The sequence below is a fragment of the Natronolimnobius sp. AArcel1 genome (assembly GCF_011043775.1).
In the GTDB taxonomy this organism is placed as follows: Archaea; Halobacteriota; Halobacteria; order Halobacteriales; family Natrialbaceae; genus Natronolimnobius.
In genome coordinates, this window is sequence record NZ_JAAKXY010000001.1 from 298,313 (window position 1) to 317,794 (window position 19,482).

Sequence of the window (19,482 nt, forward strand, 5' to 3'; positions counted from 1 at the left end):
ATCATGACAGAGCGAACTACGGCCGACGCCGAGACAGATACCGCCACACGTCGCATCCAGAACAGCATCGAACGCCGTGCGATTGCCGCCCTCGCCGTCGCCACGACAATCGTGCTGGTGGCCCTGTTTTATTACCCCGTCGCGACGGTCTTTCTCGAGTCGGTGTACGTCCAGGGTGTCGTCACGCTCTCGGTTTTCCTCGAGGTCGTGCGGGATCCGTTCTACTTCGGCGGTTTCGCACGAATTTTGAACGGTGAGTCGGCGCTCACCGTCGCTCGTGACACTCTCTTGGGCGGTCGTCCGTCCAGCATCTTCGGCTTCACGACCTACCAAGCGGTGCTGTCGACCCTGCTGAGTGTCGTCCTCGGCGTGCCCGCGGCCTACCTGCTGGCTCGCTACGAGTTCCGTGGGCGGCGGACGCTGCGTGCGCTGACGATCCTGCCGTTCGTCCTGCCGTCGATCATGGTCGCCATCGGCTTCGTCGCGACGTTCGGCCAAAACGGGACGTTCAACAGTGCTTTGGCCGCAGTCGGACTCGGCCCCGTCTCGCTGGTCCCCTCGCTCGAGGTGATCCTGCTGGCTCACGCCTTCTACAACGCGCCGCTGGTTGCGCGCGTGACAACCGCGGCCTGGGAGTCGGTCGACGCGAGCGCGATTGAGACAGCCCGCAGTCTCGGCGCGAGTCCGTTCCGAGCGTTCCGGGATGTCGTCGCCCCACAACTGTATCCTGCCGTGTTGATGGGTGGCGCGCTCACGTTTGTCTTCACCTTCGGTACGTTCCCAATCGTCCTCGCACTGGGTGGGTTCCAACTGGCTACTGTCGAGGTGTTCGTCTATCGGCAGATCCAGGACTTGAACTACGCCGAAGCGGCCGCGCTCGCGATTATCGAACTGCTCATCTCGTTGGGCGTTCTCTACGGCTATCTCCGGTACGAGGCAACCCACGTCGTCCGCTCACGCGGGATTCGCCCACTACCGCGACGGTCGCTGTCTCCGCCGTCGCTCTCGATTCGGGAACTCGCACCGCGATTCGGACTGGCTGTCTACGGCGTTGTCGCCCTCTTCGTCTTCGTCTCGCCCGTCGTGAGCTTACTCTATGCGAGTGTCACCGGCGGGGGTGGGTTCACCCTCGAGCATTACCGATTCCTGCTCGAGCGCCAGGAGACGGCCGCGTCGTTCCAGGTTCGGCCCTGGGACGCCGTTCGGAACTCGCTACTCTTTGCGTTCGGCGCGCTCGCGATTGCGTTGCCGATGGGTGTCGTCGTCTCGGTGCTGACGACTCGCCGGTATCGCGGCCGGAAGATCGTCGACGCCGTGTTGATGGCACCGCTGGCCGTCTCCGGAATCATCGTTGGTATCGGCCTGCTTCGTGGTCCCGTTTTCGGCTTCGAGATCGGCAGCTGGCGGATTTCTGTCGCCGGGGCTGTTGCGATCGTCGCCGCCCACGCCGTCTCGTGTTACCCGTTCGTCGTTCGGACGGTCGCGCCCGGCCTCGAGTCGGTCGATCGGTCGCTGATTGAATCCGCGCGAGCACTTGGTGCGTCGCGGGCGCGAGCGCTGATCGACATCGAACTGCCGCTGGTCTGGCCGGGCGTAGTCGCCGGCGCGGCTTTCGCCTTTGCGATTTCGATGGGAGAGTTCTCCTCGACGATCATCCTCGCAACGGGGACTGACCAGTATACCATGCCGATCGCGATCGAACGCTTCATCGGGCGTCGGCTCGGACCGGCAACCGCAATGGGCGTCGTCTTACTGGTCGTCACGAGCATCAGTTTCATCGTGATCGACCGACTTGGAGGTGAGAGCTTTGGCATCTGAAGAACCACGCTCGAGTACTCGAGCGCGAGACAGAGAGCGAAATCGAGAACAAGAAACGACAGACGACGCCGCGGGTCCGGCACCGAATTCCGACGCCCCAATCGCGCTGGAACTCGAGGGCGTCACCAGACAGTATGCTGAGACGACGGCCGTCGACGGCGTCTCGCTTGCGGTCCACGAGGGTGAGTTTTTCACCTTCGTTGGGCCATCGGGCTGTGGGAAGACAACGACGCTCCGACTCATCGCAGGCTTCGAGACGCCGACCGACGGCACGATTCGATTCCGCGGCGAAGACGTCACCGGCGTCCCACCGGAAGAGCGCGACGTCGGCGTTGTCTTCCAGAACTACGCGCTGTTTCCCCACATGAGCGTGGCCGAAAATATCGCCTACGGCCTCAACTTCGCTGACGCACCCGGCGGCGTCCCCGACGACGAACGCGTCGACGAACTCCTCGCATTAGTCGATCTCGAGGGCATGGGCGAGCGCGACCCAGACCAGCTATCGGGCGGCCAGCAACAACGCGTTGCGATTGCCCGCGCGCTGGCACCCGGCCCCGACGTGTTGTTGCTCGACGAGCCGATGAGCGCACTCGACGCGCAACTGCGCGAGCGACTCCGCATTCAGGTGCGGGAAATCCAGCGCCAACTCGGAATTACGACGATTTACGTCACCCACGACCAAGAGGAGGCCCTGGCCGTCTCGGATCGCGTCGCCGTCATGCGCGAGGGCGCACCCGAACAGGTCGCCTCGCCACGGACGATCTATCGCCGCCCCAAAACCCGGTTCGTCGCCGAGTTCGTCGGCGACAACAACGTCTTTTCCGGCACTGTTGGCGACGTGAGCAATGCGCTCGCAACTGTCGATGTCGGGCTCGAGACGTTCGCAGTCGATGTCTCGAATCGCGATGTTGTGTCGGGTGACGACGTCGCGTTCTGTGTCAGACCCGAACACCTCACACTCGAGGGTCGCAGCGCCGGCGGGGAAATCCGAGCGGCTGACTCGCCGAACGCGACGACCGCAACCGTCACTGGCGCGGAGTTCCTCGGTGAGACGACTCGCGTCCACCTCGAGTGGCACGACCGCACGCTCGTTGCACGGAGTCGTGAGCCACCGTCCGGCGCCGTCACCGTTGGCTTCGAGCCTGACGGAGCACACGTAATCGACAGTTCGTAAGGGAATCGCCCCAGGCAACCGCGACTATCACTCTGCACGACGGGTCAAACCAAAAGCGTCGGCTCGCTCACGGAGCCAGGTTCGAAGACGCCTACTCTTCGACAACTCGACTGCCACCCGGCGGCATAAAGTGCTGGATGCGGTCCGGACTTCCGATTTTCCGGACGAACGACTCGTCCGAGAATTCCTCGCGGAACTGCCGATAGAGTCGCTTTGCTGCATCGGCCTGCGCGTAGCGCCCTGGCTCGAGTTCGATCATCGTCTCGGCCTGTCCCTCGATGGCGGAAGGTGGGCCGCCGATGACGCGCGTGTACGGCTCGCACTGAATCCCAACAGCGACGCCGACCGGTGTATCGTCGTAGTAGGTTCGGTCACCTCGAATCGCGAAGCCGCCCTTTTCTAAATACTCGCCGCTCTCGGGCGTCTTCGTCACCTGATCCGAGTCGACGGCGTAGACGTCGCCCGCGTAGCGGCCGTCCTTCCAGACAGACGCATACGAGACCGCAAACTGGGCGGCTTCCTCGATGCTCGAGTCGGGCAGTTCGATATCCGACGAGGACGCCTCGCTCGGATCAGTCGCCTTCAACACGGTAACGGGGCCGCCGTGGGCCTGCGTGTGGAGGACTTTGTCACCTGGCTCGAGATACTTCTTGACTAACTCCTCGTTCTGGTCGGCGTTGCGTCCGCCGATGACGAGATAGCCGTCACTGGTGTGGAACCAGCGGAAGCGGTCGTACCACGGTTCGTTCTCTCGAATTGGAACGGACTGCATCGACAGCCAGTCTGTGTCGTCGTGGTCTTCATCGGACTCGTCCTCGTCGCCGTCATCGGCGTCCCACTGGTCACGGCGCTGCTTTGCATCCTCGAGATCCTCGCGGGTGTCCTCGATGGCCGCGAGCGCGCCCTCCTTTTTCTCCTCGACGCGCTTGGCTTCGGTGTAGAGTCGGTCGGCGTTCTGCTCGACGCCGTCGTGAGCGATCAGGTCGATGTACTCGCCGTCGACCTCGACCGTGACGATGCCCTCACTGCCGTCGACGTCGATAACCGCCTCAGCGGCCTCGATTCCCTGCTCGGCGCCCTCCTCGAAGCGTTCCTCGATGTCGTCCCAGGGGCGATCCTGCGCGCGAGCGTTCTGGATCGTCGAGAGGATGTCGTCGACCAGTCCGTACTCGGCGTACAGCGACTCGGCCTGCTCGCGGAGATCGTCTGCTTCCTGTTCGAAGCCACTGATCGCGCCCTGCTGCTGTTCGATGATCCGCTCGTACTTGGCGATCTCCTCCTCGAAATCGGGCTTCTGTTCCGTTGGGTCGGGTTCGGACTCGTCCTCGAGTTCGAGCCGGAAGAAGTAGTCATCCAGTGCGGCAAGGAACGAGTCATAGCCCTCCGCGACCAGCCCCTCGGCTTCGTGTTCCTCGAGCGGGAACGGTGTCACGTCGATGACCTGTTCGCTTGCGTCACCGCCTGCGCCGTCGCCGTCCGCCTCTTCACTGTCGGTGTCGTCTTCCTCGTCGCGCTCGAGGTACAGTCGCGGCTCGAAGTTCCCGTTTCGCGTGTCGAGTGCGAGTCGCTCGATGGCCTCGTAGAGCCGGTCGTAGACGCGTTCGTCAGCTTCCTCGATGTCCATCGCCTTCTCGACGCCAGCGCGGGTACAAACCTCCTCGGCGTAGAGGCCACCGAAGTTGAGCTGCGTCGCGAGCGTCCGGACCACGTCCGTATCCGAGTCGTTCATCTCGTGGTCGAACGCCTCTCGAGAGACCGTCAACGGATTCGTCCGCGTGTCGGGAAATTCGTAGCGCGAACCGGGAACGACGGTTCGGGATTTGAGCCGGACCGTCTCGAGGGAGTCGATCACCTCGTACTCGCCGTCCGTCACGGCGACGTTGCCCTGACCGAACAGTTCGACGATAATCCGGGTCGTCCCGTCGTCACGGTCGAACGTGAACTCGAGGATGCGGTCGAACTCGTACTGTTCGACGTCAACGAAGTCCGCGCCTGAGAGGCGATTCCGCAGCATCATCGCGAACTGCGGCGGTCGCCCGGGTGCGTCGGGAATTCGCTCGGGGGCGACCGTGTGGGCACGTTTGGTCTCGCCGACCTCGAAGACGAGTTCCATCCGGCCGCGGTCGAAGTCCCGCATCTTCAGGCGGACCATGTCGTCGCCGTAGAGATAGGCCTTGTCGACCTTTGCACCCTCGAATGCGCCGAGTTCTTCGACGAGGGCGGCAAGGTCGACGCTCGTAAGCTCCCGCTTTTGCTCCATACTATCAGTGCCCAGCGCTGTCAAAAAGGCGTGTCGCTCCGAACCGGACTCGGTCGAGGCCGTTCGATCACTCAGCGGATGAAACGAGGACGCACTCTCTTTTCGTTCCAATCACGGTCCAACCGAATCAATTATCGTCTGAAAGTTCGGTTACTGAGACGTCATCGATATGCTTGGCGCAGCAATCCAGCGGTTCGCGATGGTTCTCGCACTCGTCGGCGGACTCGGCGAGTTGGCCCTCGGTACCGGCGCACTTTTGTTGGTCGTGGCGCTTCCGGTCGGCATCGTCGGAGTCGCTCTCGAGCTATCCGAATTTCACTATTTCCGCACGGAGGGGCGCAGGTAGCGAGCGGTGAGATGGGGCCGGGACGTGCCGGCAGCCGCGACGATCCGTCCGCCGTGGTCGGAAAAGCTAATCCGGGTCGACCCGTTTCACACACCTATGAACGGCGCTCCCGTCGATCGATCGAACTCGTTCGAGCGAACCGGAGGACACCCATGAGCACGCCGAGTGGCCATCGTCCCTGGCAGGACATCCGCGAAATCCCGTCACTGCTCGAGCAACTCGAGGCCGACGGTGGGATCGCCATACTGGACTTGCTCGAGCAGTTGAACACGCACAACGACCTCGGAATCGATGTCGATGGGCTGGTCTATCACGACCGCGGGATTCGCGTTCCCGGCCACGATGGGGCGTTCGTCCACGAACCGACCGGTTCGCGGGGACGGCCCGCATTCAGCGTCGAAATCAATACGGTCGGCCCGCGCAACTGCTGGGCGAAGTTCGACAACACGAACTCGTGGGATTTCTATTTGCTGCGCACGCAGGGACTGGCGGCCATCGCCTGGCTCAGCGATGAGGAGTACAAAGTCGAGGAAGCCGACCAGTTCGAAACGAAAGCCGAGGCCGTTGCCTCCGGGCGCTTCTCGTTCGGGATCTTTCTCCACGGCGGCGAGGGCTGGGACGAGCAAGTCGAGCGAATGCGACAAACCAACGCGCCCGCCTATCTGCAGGGCGAAGACGGGCGCGTCATGATGCCATCGACACAAAACGAGTTCTACCAGTACGTCGATTCGACCCCAACTGAGTTCCGCACGAGCGGCGGAAACGCCCCATCGTACCTCGGTATTCTCGAACTCGAGATTTCGATTGAGTAACCGATAGTGGGCACACCAAACCCGGCAACCAGTCGTTAGCCGGTTTACTCTCGATTCAGTTCGCGCTCACACTCGAGTCGCTGACAGCCGTCGACGAGCGAGTTGGGAAGGTCCGGCGCGGCGGACTCAAGCGCCGCAAGAACGGCCCCGATTTCGGTAAATCGCGGACCGCGCATTGCGATGAGTGGGTCACGCTCCCACTCGATGAATCCGCGATCAGCCAACTGTGGCAGGTGACAGTGGATGAGTTCCTGACGAAGCGCAGTCGGATCTGCCGGAACGGTTGGATTGATCGCACTCTCCGGAAGCGGGACGGATGCCTCCGGCGGGGCATCCAGCAGCGAAAATATGAGTTGTCGCCGCGGCTCTGCCCGTGCTGCTTCAAACACGCGGTCCCAGTTCTGAATAACTCGCCTCCCGTTTTCGAATCGTGGCACCGACATACGCACCATGTTCTATACACCCATGCTAAGGTGTTTCGGATGTTTGATTCTGTTCAGACCTATTCATCGCCATATATCACCGGCAATTGCGCTCGATCCGACTGATTTGGATTCGAGATCCCGAACGACCTTTGGAGAAAAGCCGTCGAATAGCACGTCTCTCACAGTGAGGATGTTCGCTGTGATATTGAACTACATTCCATATACAAGAACAGTGTTCTCTACTCCAATCTTCGATTGGTGTATTGGTAGTCTCTGTCACACACACACGGTCAGTGATACGATTCTGACGCGGTGTCAGCTATAGTAGCCACTGACAGTCAGTGCACACCCAATCGCATAGCCGTCATGCGATTGGGTGTAAACAGTTTCAGTTGTTACTATAGTTCCCACCCCTCGAGCGTGTAGGCCATCTCCCAGAATCGGTGCTCAAGGTTTGCGCTCGTGAGGAAGGCTTCGCGCATGGCCTCGTGTTCACCTGGGTACTGTTCGCCACAGCGGTCGACGAATTCGCGGCACCAGGCCGTCGCCTCACGAAACTCCTCGCCAGTGTACATCTCGATGAACGGCGTGTACCGATGCGTGTCCGTCGCCAACTCGGCCATGTGCTCGCCGACGTCAAGATAGCCCTGCATGCAGGGATACAGTGCCGCTGCGATTTCTGCGAGTGATCCCTCATACGCCGTCCGAACGAGGAAATTCGTGTAGGCGACACAGGTCGGCGCTTTCTCGACAGCCTCGAGTTCCGCCCTCGAGATGCCGTAGTCCGCTGCGAACTCACGGTGGAGATCCATCTCGTGGTCGAGTACGTCGTGGGCGACGCCAAGCAGTCGCATCATCGTTTCCTCGTCGCGTGCCTTGACGCCGGCGAGTGCAAACAGCCGCGCGTAATCGAGCAGGTAGCGATAATCCTGTTTCACCCAGTGTTGGAAGGCCGCGTCATCGAGCGTTCCCGCCGCGAGTTCTTCGACGAACGGGTGCTGTTTCTGTGCCTCCCAGATCGATGCGCCCTCTTCGAGCAGGTCGTCGCTGAACGCCATCAATGGTGTACTCGAGCGCCTCGAGTGAGTTATAACTGACTACTACAATCGGCTTGTTCAGCTGTTGATGGCAGCGACAACGTTGACAAACGAGTGTGCTCAACCGACAGGTGTCTTTTTGCCCTCAGGGAGTGTGTCACGCGTGTGTCGAGTCTTACACTCGTCATCGCCGTGACGCTTGTTGCGGGCTGTGCGACTGGCCTCGGGGCCATACCGACGCTAGTCACCGAGCGCGTCAGTCACCGCCTCTACGACGGCGCACTCGGTTTCGCCGCCGGCGTCATGGTTGGGGCTGCGATGTTCGCACTCATCGTCCCCGGCCTCGAGTTGGGGACGCCGCTCGAGGTCGTCGTTGGCCTCGGTGTCGGGGCTGGCTTCCTGCTCGGAATGAATGCACTCATTCCGCATCTCCATCTTCGATTTCGTGGCGACCAACTCGAGGGGACGGCAGCGCTCGAGACTGCGGACACCGGAGACGAAACGGTCACGGCCGACGACCGCCGCCGGGCGCTTCTGGTCGGCAGCGCGGTGACGATCCACAACGTCCCCGAAGGCCTCGCCGTTGGCATCGCATTCGCCAGCGGCGAGGCTGGACTCGGGTTCGCCATCGCCACCGCCATTGCTGTCCAGAACGTGCCCGATGGGTTCGCGATGGCCGTTCCCGCCGTCCGCGCTGGCGTCTCGAAACCGAAAACGATCCTCTATACCACGCTCTCCGGCGGCGTTCCAGAACCAATCGCTGCCGCCGTCGGGTTCACGCTGGTCGTCTTCGTTACCGGTCTCTTCCCGCTCGCTGCTGGCTTCGCCGCGGGTGCAATGATCGCCGTCGTCTTTCGCGAACTGGTTCCCTCGAGTCACGGCCATGGCTACGCCGATACCGCAACAGCAACGTTCGTCGCCGGGTTCGCGCTGATGCTCATCGTCGACACCGTCTTAGCAGTGTGAGTTGCGCCAGCCGAGGCGACCACCCCAGGCGGTATCCGTGACCTTTTCTCGGTGATGGACTAACGCTGCGCCATGACGTTCGCATCGGAACTTCGTAATCGGGAGCCACTTGTCGGAACTTGGGTTGCACTGGGCGATCCCGCAATCGCTGAACTCAGTGCCAGCCTCGCGTTCGACGCCGTCGTCATCGACGGCGAACACTCGACGAACTCACTCGAGACGATCACCGAGATGGTCCGGGCGGTCGACGCGGCGAGCGCCGACCGCGAGGTTGGCTCTATCGTCCGCCTCTCAGAAAACGACGCGACAGAAATCAAACGCGTGCTCGACTCGGGCGTCAGCGGCGTCATGGCTCCGATGATCGACTCGCCCGAGGATGCCCGCGAATTGGTCGAGGCCACGCGCTACCCACCCGACGGCGTTCGCGGCGTTGGCTACGGCCGCGGAACCGGCTACGGCGAGGCGTTCCCCGACTACCTCGAGCAGGCAAACGACGAAATCGTCACCATCGCCCAGATCGAAACCGAAGCCGGCTTCGAGCACGTCGAGGAAATCGCCGCTGTTGACGGCCTCGACGGGCTCTTCGTCGGTCCTGCTGACCTTTCCGCTGCGCTCGGAATGTTCGGCGAAACGGAGAGCGACGATTTCCTGTCGGCTGTTGATCGCGTGCTCGAGGCTGGTCACGCCGTCGACAAACCTGTTGCAACGCTGGCGTTCGAGGAGGCAGAAATAGAGCGCTGGGTCGATTGCGGGTTCGACTTTGTCCTCGCTGGTGTCGACATTGACTACATTCAGGCGGGCGCGACACAGGCGATTACGATGTTCGAGGACGCACTCGATGGACGCGACGGTGTGTGACTGGCGGTCGTACGACCATTCTCCGGTTTAGGTTGCTCGAGCGAGTTTGACGACGAATACCGTTCCCGTCGGATCGTTGTCTTCGGCCCAGACCTCGCCACCGTACTGAGAAACCAGCGTCTGAACGAGATAGAGACCAATTCCTGACCCGGGACTCCCAAGACTTTTTTCACCTTTTCCGAAGATCACGTCCTTCTGCTCATCCGGGATTCCGGGGCCGTTGTCAGCGATCCGAACAACGGCGGTATCGGTACGTATCTCACACGAGAGTTCAACGACAGGGTTGTCTTTGTCGTTATGTTGAACAGCATTGTTCAACAAATTTCGAAACACCGAACTGAGCATCCCATTGGCAGCGACCTCACTGTCGGGAAGCGTGTCCTCGAGAACGAACGTCGCCTCCGGGAAGGACTCTTCCCGAAGCGATAATTCCGTCTCGAGGACTGAACACAGTGAAACTGGTTCGACCGTGAGTTCGTCGTTTGACGACAACGCCTCCACGTAGTCACGAGCGATTTCGGTGACCTCGACAATGTGTTCGCCGCTATCGAGGATGTTCCGGAGATACGCTTCACCCTCGTCGTCAACGTGTTCCTCGAGCATTTCTCCCCAACCGAGCACAATTGCCATATCGTTTCGAACGTCGTGACGGACAACCCGATTCAGAATCTCGAGTTCCTGTTCCCGATGCTTTTGCTCCGTGATGTCCGTACAGATGCCAACGACTTCGGTAATCTCGCCGTTGTCGTTTCGAAGAATAATCTGATACGTTAGCACCCACCGGATCGAGCCGTCCGGTCGAACAACACGGCCCTCGTATGTCGCGTCAGCGGGCTCGTTGCCGGATGATTCAATATTTTCGCGTACACGGTCTCGGTCATCGGGATGGATGGTCTCCAGTAGCCTGCTTACGTCTTCTTGAACCTCTTTCGCCGGAATCCCCCAGATATCTTCGAAGCCAGCGCTGATGTAGTCGAACTCACCGGGTGTTGTCACCGTCCAAAGTGCGACCCCGTCGAGTTGATCGAACAGGGCGCGAAAGTCGCGGTGACGACTGAGCGAGGAATTACTCATATCTTTCTTTCCGTACTGTAGCGGATAAACGTGGCTGTCGTTCCCAATTCGATGTCTCCTGTGCTGAAAGCGTACTTTCGAGACCGTCCGCTATCAGAGGTGTTTGCTCACGTACGGTCCGTCCTGGTGATAGCCCAGCTTGTTCCGGTAGTACTCCCGCGCACCGATCCCCGAAATTACACTGACCTTGTCGTAGCCGGCGTCGGCGGCGAGTGATTCCGCTTTTTCCATTAGGCGGCGACCGTACCCCTGGTGCTGGTGCTGGCCCGATTCGCCTTCCTCACCCATCGTCACCTCACCACCGTAGACGTGAAGTTCGCGGATGAGCGCCGCGTTCTCGAGTTCCCGCCGAACCGGGTCGTTTGGGAACCGCAGCCGACAGAAGCCGATCAGGAGGTCCTTCTCGAAGTCCTCGACGGAGATGAAGTGTTCCGTGCCGCCGCAGGCGTCGTAGGTCATGACCTCGAGGTCGACGTTCTCGGGTTCCTCGTCGTTCATTCCGGCCTCGCGACAGCGGATGCAGTCACAGGACCAGCCGTGGTCCTCCATGCGCTTTCGGGCCAACTGTCGAAGGTTCGACTTCCAGACACCCGCATCGATGAAGTCCGCCGGAATGTCGCGCTGGACGCGCTGGAGACGCGTATAGCGCGGGATCATATCCTTTATCTCGGCGACCAGTTCGGCGGCTTCCTCGTTGCCCAGTGGATCGTACTCTCCCTTGTGCCACCAGTCGTAGGTTGCGGTGCCGCGGACGATCAGCGTCGGATAGATTTTGAGGTAGTCCGGTTTCCACTCCTCCTGTTCGAAGATACGCCGGAAGTCCTCGAGACACATCTCCTTACTCATTCCCGGCTGACCGGGCATCATGTGGAAGCCGACCTTGAACGCCGAATCGCGCAGGCGCTGGTTGGCCTCAATCGAAGCCTGTGCGCCGTGGCCGCGGTGCATCTCCCGATTGATGCGCTCGAAGGTGGTCTGAACGCCGACCTCGACTTTCGTCCCACCAAGATCGAGCATCCGGTTGATCTGTTCGGGATCACACCAGTCGGGCTTCGTCTCGAACGTCGTCCCAATATTTCGAATGTCGTTCGTCTCGTTCTCAGTGATGACGTCTTCGAGGTACTTCCATTCGTATTCGTCGGGGTCCTGTGCGAAGCTGACGCCCTCGGCTGGTTCTGGCTCCTTGTCCACGTCGAAGTCGTTCATCGCCTCGAGTGCGCGCTTGACGAACCACTCCTGATAGTCATGGGAACGGGCGGTCATCGTCCCGCCCATGAGAATCAGTTCGACCTTGTCGACCGGGTGGCCGATCTCGCGCAGTTGCTCGAGGCGCAGCGTGACCTGCCCGTAGGGGTCGTAGTCGTTCTGGACGCCGCGGGCAGCCGCAGGCTCTTCGCCCGTGTAGCTCTGGGAGGACGAAAACTCCGAGTCGGGGCCGCCAGGGCAGTACAGACACTTGCCGTGGGGACAGCGCTCGGGCGAGGTCATAATCGCCACTGGCGACACGCCGGAGGCGGTCCGGACGGGCTTGCGCTGGAGGACCTCCTCTAAGACCTCGCGGTGTTCCTGACCCGCGTGATCGAGGAGTTCGGAGTTTTTGGGCACCTTGGGTGCCGAGTGTTCCGAACAGGCCTCGAGTTTGGCCTTTTCGACCTCGTCGCGTTCGATCTCGCCCGCGAGGATCCGCTCGACGAGCGTCTCACAGACCTGCCGGAAAGCCTCCGTCTCCGTGGGATCGTCGGAATCGGGCGTCTCGGTACTCACTACACGTCTTTGGACGCGCGGCGCGAATAAGCGTGTCGGACTCGCGACCCCCACTGGTCTCGGCGGTTCGACTGTGGCCTGTTACAACCCTATCGGGATCGATGAGAGGTCACCGTTCTCGTGGTTATTGGGGATCGAGTGTTACGATAACTTGGCCAGTATTACTGTTGATGGTTAGGACGACAGAATCCTCGAGAATCGCATATCCCTCAACCATAGATCCGTGGAGGCTTGTCTCTATGTGATCGAGTGTATACGTCGTCCACTGTTCCGCTCCCGTTTCTGGATCGAGAGCATGCAGATGTGTATATCCAAGATCACGCCAGATGTAGAGCGTGTCATCTGAGACGAATGGTTGAAGCCCATTTGGGCCGCCCTCAATGTTCTTTGACTCCCATTCGCTGGGTTCGTCGCCAGTCTCCACACCTGTCGCAAACACTGAAGGGTAATTATACGCACCCCCCGAATAGATCGTTCCGTTCGCAACTGTTGGTGCAGGGCCATTTACTGGATACGTCTCTTCTGTTTGTTCGTACTCTGCTACTGTTTCTGCATCGCCAGTTCCGGGATCAATCGCGACAACACTGGTTTCTTCGTGCGTATAGACCGTTCCGTCTCGGACCATCAGCTCAAATCCGGCCGGACTGTTTCCTGGCGGCGAATACGTCCACAGTCGTTCATCTTCGAAGACATCGAACGCTATAACTTCGAAATCGTTGTTCGTACGCCGGATTACAAAGAGCGTTCCATCCTCTCCAATCGCGATATCCTCTGTCCCACTGGCCTCGTCCTCCCAGATAATGTCCTCGGCGTCACTGTCGATCGCGTACAACTCTCCGTCGTTGTTGACGTAGACGATCCCCTCGAAGATGCGAATATCGCCAGCGTACAACGACCCGAGTTCGATCGACCACAACTCCTCACCGTCGTCCAGGTCAATCGCGTAGAGTTTGTCGGTGAGAAAGTACACGGCGTCGTCGGTCACTGCTGGTGTCGTCGGATCCCACTGCGGGTTCGACGGCGCTCGTGGTGGTAGTTCTGCCTCGAACGTCCACTCGATTTCGCCGCTCGCTAGATCGACTGCGTGGAGCGTCGGTGTTTCGTCGGAAACGTATACCTGTCCGTGATCGACGACGGGAGCCGACAGCGTCACGTCCTCTACTTCGACCGTCCAGCGTTCCTCGAGCGGGCCGTCAGGACCGCTCCGGTCGTCGGCGACCATTTGATTGTCGGCGGTAAATCGGTCCATCGGCCACGAGCTAGTGGCCGTTTCAGTCGACTCACTGCTGTCAGCTTCATCTGTCTCGTCGAGTTCGTTATCACCGTTGTCAGTCTCTTCGGCCCCGTCGGCGCCGTCACCAGTGTCAGTTCCTGAATCATCGTCACTACTCAGACAGCCGGCGATCCCTGCCAGACCTGTCGTTGTCCCACCACAGACGGCGAGCCATTGTCGCCGCGTTCGATTCCATCCCTCTGTCATATTATACGAAAGGTCAGAACCAATCAACTAAATAAGTTCTCACGTGAGGATATTGCTTTCAAAATACGTGTGGGATCGAGAAGGATGGTCGCCACTGGCTATCAGTGACTACTCGAGGATATTCGGTTGAATCAGGTCTCGTACTCGGGTGTCCGATTGCGGTCCCGGTCCCGTACACTCGTTTCTCGAGTACGCTGGTGTCGCTGCTCGACATCCTCGAGTGACTCCGTCTCGAGCAGACGCTCGAGTTTGCGTTCGAACTGGTCGTCAGTGATCTCACCCGCAGCATAGCGCTCGCGCAGCGTCTCGAGGGCGTCGCCGGGCGTCGACTCGTCTGCGGTGCGTGGTTGTGTCTCGGTTGACGCGGTTTCGCGCTCGCTTGCGTCCTCGCTCTCACTGGTTCCCCACCAGTCGTCCCAGGATTCCTCGTCCCACCACTCCGCTCGATCCGCCTCGTCGCCGTACAGGAGCGCTACGAGTGGAATAACGACGATGTAGCCAAGCAGTAAGACCGGCAGCCAGAAGCTACTCCCGGCTAACAGCAGGGCGAGCCAGAGCCCTGTGACGACCATCGATGCGATCTCCGTGGCGTTCTCTCGAGCCCGTGTCGCAGGATCGTCACTCATACTGTCTTTCACGCGTCAGACCGCGAAAACTGTTTCCACGCGTTCGCGTTACGGAGACGCCCCAGACGGTGTCGCCACTCTCTGGTGTGTTGTGAGCGGAGGAACTGGACACGGGTTGCGTCCGAGGTGTCGTCTTACGCGAGCGTCTCGCCGAGTGCCTCGAGTGCGGCTTCCTTGACGGCGTCGCGTTCGCCGGGGAGGAACTCGAGGTGGCCGTCTTCGCCGCCGACAACGTGGCTGCCGGCTTCAGGAACGCGGTCAGCAACAGCGTCGCCGAGGTCGCGGACGTTCAGCGAGTCAGTTGCGCGGACGTGCAGTTCGTCGTCACCGACACCGAGGGTGACGGCCGACTCGTCTTGCTGGCGGTGCAGTTCATCGAGCAAGAGCGTCGTCGTCGGGAAGTTGTACCGGTGCGTGAACGCGCCGGTGTCGAGGACGGCGACCGAAACGCCGTCAACGGACTCCGTCGTCATGTTCTCGCGGGCCGTCTCGAGTTCGGTCTCGAGTTTTGCGCGGAACTGCTCGGAGACGTGGGCTGCGAGGTCGCCGTCAGCACCGCCGTCGAACAGCAGGTCTGCGACGAGTTCGCGTTTGTCCTTGTAGGACTGGTAGTACGCCTCGAGTGCGACGGCTTCGCGCCGGTCACTGAGTGCGGTCTCGTCGTAGCCAGCCTCAGTTGCGAGGTCGACGTAGGTCGCGGGTGCGTTCTCCCAGTAGCTGACCGCAGGGAGGTGTGCGAGGTCGTCGCGAACGTCGTCGTTGATGTGGGCAGCGACGTTTGCGCCGAGTGCCGTCGAGGTCACGTCGGAGACGTCAGCGCCCGCAAGCGATGGGGCAGCGGCGACGGAGACGGCGTCGACGATTGCCTCGTCGGCGTGACTGTCGTCGATGACTATCGACTCGGCGTCGTAAATCGAGAGCAGGTCGTAGCCGTCAACCGACTCCTCGGTCGAGCCGGCGTCGACGAGGACGACGAGCGGCAGTTGCTCGCCGTGGCGGTCGCGCGCCTCGAGCATGGAGGTCACGTCGTCGGTTGCGGTGTCCATGCCGTAGACACGCCCGTCGAGTGGACGGCGCTCGAAGTAGTGATACTGTGCGTCTTCGCGGGTGTGTTTCTCACGGATCAGCGGGAGCACGGCGCGTTCGATGGCGGCACCGGCGACGTAGCCGTCGGCGGTCGCGGCGTGGCGAACGACGACGGGACGTGCTTCCATGACTGCGCGGCGGATTGCCGTTGCAGCGCCGACGAGTTCGTCCTCGACGGCAGCGACGGCGTCGTGGTCTGCAAGGAGCGAGACCTCGGTCGGTCGGGCTTCCGCTTCGATTGCGCTCTCGAGGCGGTCGACGACGGTGTCGCGGTCATCGTCCTCGAGAATGTCGAGCGATTCGGTTTCAATCTGCAGGTCGCCGTTGTGGCGTTCGACCTCGCCCTCGAGGGCGACGATGTCGTCGAGTTCGACGTCGGGGTAGGCACGAACGCCGGCTTCCTCGAACGCAGCACATTCGACGGTGCCGGACTCATCGCGCAGCTCGAAGACGGTTGGGCCGCTGGTCTGGCGGATACTGGTAATTTCGCCCTCGAGGCGGACGATGCTGCCGACCTGGTTGTCGATTGCATCGACAGTCGTTCGGTTGAGTGCGGGTTCGTCCGCAGTGGTGTCGTCGGCGTCGGTTGCGTCGTCCGCTGGCGGGGTGGACGCAGCAGGCGATTCAGCAGCGACGGAGCCGCCCGAGCCGCCAGATGACGGATCGGCGGCAGCCTGCAGGTCGCCCGCATCAGCGTCAGCGCCAGCGTCAGTGTCGGCGCTGGCGTCGGTTTCGGTTGATGTGTCAGCGGTCTCGTCGGTGTCCGTTTCCGGCTCGCTCTCGTCGCTCTCGAGTTCGTCCGGGAGCAGTTCCTCACTACCAGTATCGACGAGTTTGCCGCGGAATTCGCGTTCGCGCTGGCGGATCGACCAGCCGAGGTCGATATTCCCGTTGTCGCGGACGTCGAGAACCTGGACGAACACATCGTCCCCGGGTTCCCAATCGAGACTTTCGAGTCGTTGGTCGAGTTCGCTTCGGTGCAACAGGCCAGTGACGTGATCGCCGATATCGACGAACACGCCGAAGTCGGCGTAGCCGTCAACGGTGCCCCGGTAGTACCGTCCGGGGGAGAGTTGCGAGGCGGACGAGCCGGTAAACTCGAAGACGGCGTCCTCCTCGTGGCTCTCGCAAATCTTCCCGTCGACAGCGGTGCCGCAGATGATACAGTTACCCATCTACTCGGTTCAAGCAGGTTCGCCCTAAAACGGTTGTCGAAATGTCTTCGCGCCGCAGCGACGAACTAAATCGGTCTGATCGGTTACTCGAACGCCGGTGATTCCGCCTCAAGTGCCTCAATATCGTCTGCGAGTTTGCGGACCTGTTCGGGAAACAGCGACACCTGAATCTCGTTGCCCTCCTCGTCTTCGAAGACGAGCTTCGCGCGTTTGTCACCGAACTCGCGCGCTTCAGCATCCTCGACATCGAACAGTTTGACCGTTGCCGACTTGTTCTTCGGGCCGACGTTTTTGATCGATCCATCGTTCAACTCGACCATGAAATCCTCGAGGGTCAGTGCAAGCATACGCTCTCGTATGGCCTCCGGGTAAAAAACGTCGTGGCATTCGATCCCTCACTATTCCGGCCACATTACCTCCCCGAAAATCGACAGTGTAGCCGCAGCCACCTACTTTTAAGGCCATTTCGCGTCAATCGAACACACGCTATGGAGCTTACCTGGCATGGCCACTCGACGTGGCACGTCACCGTTGGGGAGACTGACCTGTTGATCGACCCGTTCTTCGACAACCCGAAGACCGACCTCGAGCCGTCGGACCTCGAGACGCCCGATTACGTCCTGTTGACACACGGCCACGCCGACCACATCGCCCACGCCGAGGCATTTTCGGACGCGACGCTGGTCGCGACGCCGGAACTCGTCTCGTACTGCGAGGCGGAGTTCGGCTTCGAGGACGCCGTCGGCGGGATGGGCATGAATCTCGGCGGCACCGTTGAGTGTGGCGACGCGACGGTCACGATGGTCCGTGCTGACCACACGAACGGCATTATGACCGAAAACGACCAGAGCGCCGGCATGCCAGCCGGGTTCGTCATCGCCGACGGCGAGCCGACCGCCGCAGACTCGACGACGCTGTACAACGCCGGCGACACCGCCCTGCACTCGGAGATGCGCGACGTCATCGGCGACTATCTCGAGCCTGACGCCGCTATCGTCCCGATTGGCGATCACTTCACCATGGGACCGGAACAGGCCGGCGTCGCCGTCGACTGGACCGGCGCAGCCCATGCGTTCCCACAACACTACGATACGTTCCCGCCGATCGAACAGGATCCCGCAGACTTCGAAGCCGCCGTCAGCGACGCCGACGTCCACATTCTCGAGGCCGACGAGCCGTTTAGCCTCGAGTAACGCATCGTCCGCTGCGCTCTCGAGTAACTGCGTCGCTTGCTCCGCCCGTGAGGCGGGCACTGCTCATCGCTGGCCCGCCATTCATCCCTCGTTTTCCTCAGAATCGAATTCTTGCTCGACAGACCGTCCTGCGAGCGAGAACAACGTTTAGGAGTCTCGCTGTGGACGGTCGGAGTGCAATGGCGAAACAGGTCACCACAGTCTCCGAGGAGGGCTACAGCGCGACAAACGACATCCGCGAGTTCGAGACGACGATCGATGCCAACGGCGAGGACGCACCCGATACACTCGAGAGCCTGCTCGCGGCCTATGGCTCCTGTTACGTTCCCGCACTCCGCGTCGGGAGCAAACAACGCGGTGTTGATGACGTTGGGCGGATCGAAATCGACGTTACTGGCGATCTCAATGATGACGACAAACTCGAGTCGATTCACTTTGAGATCGGACTCGAGGCGACCGTTGACGACGAGCAGGCAGCCGATATTCTCGAGCGGGCGAACGAACTCTGTAAGGTACACGATGCACTCAAAGCCGATCTGCACGCCGAGATGACGCTCGAGGGTGACGCGTTCTGATCGTACAGGACTGCGGTGCAGTGACTGGGAGTGGCTGCGCGAAGAGAGAGAGAGAGAGAAACGAAAGTGGGTGGAATCCCAACACCGAGTAGGTGGGGTGGGTGAGGTGGTGGGATGACACTCAGCGGAACGCGGGCCGGGGGAGGCCCCATCGTCCGCTGCACTTGAATCATCAGCCGGGATGATAATAGCCATACTGCCAAATCATATTGGCATCCGGCGTCGACCTGTACGGAAACCACCCGTCATATAGCGGGGCGAACCTTCTTTGGGCCATCGCACACAACCCGACGTATGTTACGATCGTTTGAGGGCACGTCGCCACAGATCGCCGATTCTGCAACCGTCGATGAAACCGCCGTCGTCATCGGCGACGTTATCGTCGAATCCGACGCGAGTATCTGGCCCAACGCGACAATTCGAGGCGATCACGGCCGTATTGTGATCGGCGAGCGTGCGAATGTGCAGGACAACGCCGTTCTCCACGAACAAACGACACTCGAGGCCGCAACAACGGTCGGCCACAGCGCACTCGTCCACGATGCAACGGTTTGCGAAGGCGGGTTAGTTGGGATGAACGCGACCGTACTCGACGGCGCAACTGTTGGCGAGAGAGCCGTCGTCGCCGCCGGCAGCGTCGTCACCGAGGGGATGACGATCCCACCCGAAACACTCGTCGCGGGCGCACCAGCCGAGGTGAAAACGACGCTCGAGGACCCCCATCTCGAGGCAACGGCTGATCGCTACGTGGAATTAGCGACTCGACACGCAGAAACAAGCGAGCGACTTGCTGGCGGCGACGAGAACCCGTAG

18 protein-coding genes are annotated in these 19,482 nt (G+C 61.0%); 9 read left to right on the top strand and 9 right to left on the bottom strand.

Annotated elements, in window-relative coordinates; translation table 11 throughout:
• Positions 1 to 3 precede the first annotated feature (3 nt).
• Positions 4 to 1,818 carry an iron ABC transporter permease gene (locus G6M89_RS01490; RefSeq protein ID WP_165160030.1) on the top strand — a complete coding sequence of 605 codons (1,815 nt, stop codon included), beginning with the start codon at positions 4 to 6 and terminating at the stop codon, positions 1,816 to 1,818.
• Complete coding sequence (locus G6M89_RS01495; protein WP_165160507.1) at positions 1,799 to 2,992, top strand: ABC transporter ATP-binding protein; 1,194 nt, start codon at positions 1,799 to 1,801, stop codon at positions 2,990 to 2,992. Before G6M89_RS01490 ends, G6M89_RS01495 begins: the two co-directional genes overlap by 20 nt.
• A gap of 91 nt (positions 2,993 to 3,083) precedes the next feature.
• Here the strand turns inward: G6M89_RS01495 and rqcH are convergent, their stop codons facing one another.
• A complete protein-coding gene (gene rqcH, locus G6M89_RS01500) occupies positions 3,084 to 5,252 on the bottom strand; it encodes a ribosome rescue protein RqcH (RefSeq protein ID WP_165160031.1) in 2,169 nt (722 codons plus the stop codon).
• 169 nt (positions 5,253 to 5,421) lie between these two features.
• On the opposite strand from rqcH, the gene G6M89_RS01505 reads away from it, so the two are divergent.
• Positions 5,422 to 5,598, top strand: coding sequence for a hypothetical protein (locus G6M89_RS01505; protein WP_165160032.1), 177 nt, complete (start codon positions 5,422 to 5,424; stop codon positions 5,596 to 5,598).
• Between the two features lie 152 nt (positions 5,599 to 5,750).
• The gene (locus tag G6M89_RS01510) at positions 5,751 to 6,410 is read left to right on the top strand and encodes a hypothetical protein (protein ID WP_165160033.1); all 660 of its coding nucleotides are present in this window, start codon (positions 5,751 to 5,753) and stop codon (positions 6,408 to 6,410) included.
• Positions 6,411 to 6,454: 44 nt separating this feature from the next.
• On the opposite strand, the gene G6M89_RS01515 is transcribed toward G6M89_RS01510, so the two are convergent.
• Both G6M89_RS01515 and tenA read right to left on the bottom strand, forming a co-directional pair.
• Entirely contained in the window at positions 6,455 to 6,853 is a 399-nt protein-coding gene (locus tag G6M89_RS01515; RefSeq protein ID WP_165160034.1) for a hypothetical protein, read from the bottom strand.
• Between the two features lie 380 nt (positions 6,854 to 7,233).
• Positions 7,234 to 7,893: a thiaminase II gene (tenA, locus tag G6M89_RS01520; RefSeq protein WP_165160035.1), complete on the bottom strand. Its 660-nt coding sequence runs from the start codon at positions 7,891 to 7,893 to the stop codon at positions 7,234 to 7,236.
• 144 nt (positions 7,894 to 8,037) lie between these two features.
• Between tenA and G6M89_RS01525 the strand changes: the two genes are divergently transcribed.
• Together G6M89_RS01525 and G6M89_RS01530 are read left to right on the top strand one after the other, a co-directional pair.
• The gene (locus G6M89_RS01525) at positions 8,038 to 8,838 is read left to right on the top strand and encodes a ZIP family metal transporter (protein WP_165160036.1); all 801 of its coding nucleotides are present in this window, start codon (positions 8,038 to 8,040) and stop codon (positions 8,836 to 8,838) included.
• A gap of 72 nt (positions 8,839 to 8,910) precedes the next feature.
• A complete protein-coding gene (locus tag G6M89_RS01530; RefSeq protein WP_165160037.1) occupies positions 8,911 to 9,696 on the top strand; it encodes an HpcH/HpaI aldolase/citrate lyase family protein in 786 nt (261 codons plus the stop codon).
• A 27-nt stretch (positions 9,697 to 9,723) separates the two neighbouring features.
• Here the strand turns inward: G6M89_RS01530 and G6M89_RS01535 are convergent, their stop codons facing one another.
• From G6M89_RS01535 to G6M89_RS01560, 6 genes are all read right to left on the bottom strand, one after another.
• The gene (locus G6M89_RS01535; protein WP_165160038.1) at positions 9,724 to 10,770 is read right to left on the bottom strand and encodes a PAS domain-containing sensor histidine kinase; all 1,047 of its coding nucleotides are present in this window, start codon (positions 10,768 to 10,770) and stop codon (positions 9,724 to 9,726) included.
• A gap of 93 nt (positions 10,771 to 10,863) precedes the next feature.
• Positions 10,864 to 12,534: a tRNA uridine(34) 5-carboxymethylaminomethyl modification radical SAM/GNAT enzyme Elp3 gene (locus G6M89_RS01540; protein WP_165160039.1), complete on the bottom strand. Its 1,671-nt coding sequence runs from the start codon at positions 12,532 to 12,534 to the stop codon at positions 10,864 to 10,866.
• A gap of 124 nt (positions 12,535 to 12,658) precedes the next feature.
• Positions 12,659 to 14,014 carry a PQQ-binding-like beta-propeller repeat protein gene (locus tag G6M89_RS01545; protein WP_165160040.1) on the bottom strand — a complete coding sequence of 452 codons (1,356 nt, stop codon included), beginning with the start codon at positions 14,012 to 14,014 and terminating at the stop codon, positions 12,659 to 12,661.
• A 131-nt stretch (positions 14,015 to 14,145) separates the two neighbouring features.
• Positions 14,146 to 14,640 carry an SHOCT domain-containing protein gene (locus G6M89_RS01550; RefSeq protein ID WP_165160041.1) on the bottom strand — a complete coding sequence of 165 codons (495 nt, stop codon included), beginning with the start codon at positions 14,638 to 14,640 and terminating at the stop codon, positions 14,146 to 14,148.
• 134 nt (positions 14,641 to 14,774) lie between these two features.
• Entirely contained in the window at positions 14,775 to 16,901 is a 2,127-nt protein-coding gene (locus G6M89_RS01555) for a DHH family phosphoesterase (RefSeq protein ID WP_165160042.1), read from the bottom strand.
• An 83-nt stretch (positions 16,902 to 16,984) separates the two neighbouring features.
• On the bottom strand, positions 16,985 to 17,248 hold the full coding sequence (locus G6M89_RS01560) for a hypothetical protein (protein WP_165160043.1): 264 nt from the start codon (positions 17,246 to 17,248) through the stop codon (positions 16,985 to 16,987).
• A 141-nt stretch (positions 17,249 to 17,389) separates the two neighbouring features.
• Here G6M89_RS01560 and G6M89_RS01565 point away from each other — a divergent pair, with 141 nt between their 5' ends.
• From G6M89_RS01565 to G6M89_RS01575, 3 genes are all read left to right on the top strand, one after another.
• A complete protein-coding gene (locus tag G6M89_RS01565) occupies positions 17,390 to 18,094 on the top strand; it encodes a metal-dependent hydrolase (RefSeq protein WP_165160044.1) in 705 nt (234 codons plus the stop codon).
• Between the two features lie 179 nt (positions 18,095 to 18,273).
• Positions 18,274 to 18,669 carry an OsmC family protein gene (locus G6M89_RS01570; RefSeq protein WP_165160045.1) on the top strand — a complete coding sequence of 132 codons (396 nt, stop codon included), beginning with the start codon at positions 18,274 to 18,276 and terminating at the stop codon, positions 18,667 to 18,669.
• A gap of 294 nt (positions 18,670 to 18,963) precedes the next feature.
• Positions 18,964 to 19,482, top strand: a complete 519-nt coding sequence (locus G6M89_RS01575; RefSeq protein ID WP_165160046.1) for a gamma carbonic anhydrase family protein — start codon at positions 18,964 to 18,966, stop codon at positions 19,480 to 19,482.